The organism is Clostridium sediminicola, assembly GCF_050402865.1.
GTDB lineage: Bacteria > Bacillota > Clostridia > Clostridiales > Clostridiaceae > Clostridium_AF > Clostridium_AF sediminicola.
The window spans coordinates 1-1,942 of sequence record NZ_BAABMF010000055.1 but is presented as its reverse complement, the minus strand read 5'-3'; the positions used below and the strand labels follow the sequence as shown (position 1 = coordinate 1,942).

Below are 1,942 nucleotides of genomic sequence, written 5' to 3'. Positions count from 1 at the left end.
CCGCCAGCGTTCGTCCTGAGCCAGGATCAAACTCTCAATTTGAAAAGTTCAATCATTTACTCATTACTTAAATTCATTGACTGGCATTTATTATCATTCTCTGTTTAATTTTCAAAGATCAAATCTGCAAAACTGTTTTGCTGTTTTTTCGACAGCTATATCAGTTTAACATCGATAAAATGTTTTGTCAATACCTTTTAACGAAAAATTTTGAATTTTTTAAATTTTCCATTAATTCAATGTTTCTTACTCATTTCATCCTTGCGTCTTGCGACAACATCTAATATCCTATCAAAATTAAATATTTCATGCTTAGTGAATTTTGACCATTAACCCAAATTAGACTACTCTATATAACTATATCTATATATATCTCAAAAATCCACATATAAACACACGTGGAAGAGTTGAGAGACAAAGTTTATACTTCCTCGTTAATAAAAATAGATACCTATGCTCTAGGTATCTATTAATTACAAATTATGTATATTTATTTTGTATATAATTATTATTTTATTTCTACTGAATATTTACCTTTTAATTCATTTACATGATTAACGTATGCTTCGCCTTGTTTAGATTGCAATAAATTCATTCTTATTTCATTCTTTACTTCATCAAAATTTCTATTTGATTTTTCACTTTTTCCTTCAACTTTAATTAAGTGATATCCAAATTGAGTTTGAACTGGACCAGTAATAGTACCAATTTCACTTGCAAATGCAGCTTCTTCAAATTCTTTTACCATTTGACCCTTACTAAAAGAACCTAAACTTCCACCTTGTGCTTTAGACGGACATGAAGAATATTTTTCTGCTGCTTCTTCAAAAGCTAATCCATCATTAATTTCGCCTAAAATTTCATTAGCTTTTTCTTCATTATCAACTAATATATGCTTAGCTGAAACATTTTCTGGTACAACAAAGTTTTCAGTGTTCTCGTCATAGAATTTTTTTATTTCTTCTTCTTTAACTTCTACTGATTTCATTGCATTTTCCATAGCTACTTGTGCTAATAATTCTCTTTTAAATAATTCAAGTCTTTCTTTATAAACTTCATTTTCTTCTAATCCACTATCTTTAGCATCATTATAAAATAGTTCGAATGCTATTAATTGCTCAAGTAATTGTGCTTTTCCTTGTTCATTTGAAAAATAAGCTTTTCTATCTTGAGGTATTCTAGATAATGCTGCTTCTAGTTCTGTACTAGTTATTTCTTGACCATTAACTAATGCTAATACTTTGTTTTCCATGTGTATCTCCTTTTAGTTTGTATTTAGCCTTAAAAGACTCACTTTATTAATAATAACATAAAACCCATTTATATCAAATGAATTATAATATTATTTTTTTAAAACAAAAAAGCATCTCTTATGAGATACTTTTGGTGATCCACCGGGGAATCGAACCCCGGACAACTTGATTAAAAGTCAAGTGCTCTACCGACTGAGCTAGTGAATCCTATTACCTGGCAATGTCCTACTCTCCCACACAGTCTCCCGTGCAGTACCATCAGCGTGTTAAAGCTTAACCTTCGTGTTCGGAATGGGAACGGGTGTTACCTTTAAGCTATAATCACCAGATATATTATCTATGATTTTTGTTATCCAAAATCAACACAATCAAGATTATATCAACAATATATTTACATGTCAATAGTTTTTTTTGATTTTTAGTAAGATAAAAGCTAAATTATTTTTGAAAAATAAAAAAACTAATTGCATAAACAATTAGTTTTTTGGTGGCTCGAACTGGAATCGAACCAGTGACACGAGGATTTTCAGTCCTCTGCTCTACCGACTGAGCTATCGAGCCAAGTTACCTGGCAACGTCCTACTCTCCCACACAGTCTCCCGTGCAGTACCATCAGCGTGTTGAAGCTTAACCTTCGTGTTCGGAATGGGAACGGGTGTTACCTTCAAGCTATAATCACCAGATATATA

Annotated in this window: 1 protein-coding gene, 2 tRNA genes and 2 rRNA genes; all 5 read right to left on the bottom strand. The window is 31.3% G+C overall.

Annotation, left to right across the window (positions count from 1 at the left end; translation table 11 throughout):
- Window positions 1-508: 508 nt before the first annotated feature.
- The 5 genes from ACQ3F0_RS26655 to rrf (ACQ3F0_RS26635) all read right to left on the bottom strand — a co-directional run bounded on the left by ACQ3F0_RS26655 (window position 509) and on the right by rrf (ACQ3F0_RS26635) (window position 1,936).
- The gene (locus ACQ3F0_RS26655) at window positions 509-1,252 is read right to left on the bottom strand and encodes a peptidylprolyl isomerase (RefSeq protein WP_428868853.1); all 744 of its coding nucleotides are present in this window, start codon (window positions 1,250-1,252) and stop codon (window positions 509-511) included.
- A gap of 132 nt (window positions 1,253-1,384) precedes the next feature.
- Window positions 1,385-1,460, bottom strand: a tRNA-Lys gene (locus ACQ3F0_RS26650).
- Between the two features lie 5 nt (window positions 1,461-1,465).
- Window positions 1,466-1,582 (bottom strand): 5S ribosomal RNA (gene rrf, locus ACQ3F0_RS26645).
- Between the two features lie 156 nt (window positions 1,583-1,738).
- A tRNA-Phe gene (locus ACQ3F0_RS26640) sits at window positions 1,739-1,814 on the bottom strand.
- Window positions 1,815-1,819: 5 nt separating this feature from the next.
- Window positions 1,820-1,936, bottom strand: a 5S ribosomal RNA gene (rrf, locus tag ACQ3F0_RS26635).
- Between the last annotated feature and the right edge of the window lie 6 nt (window positions 1,937-1,942).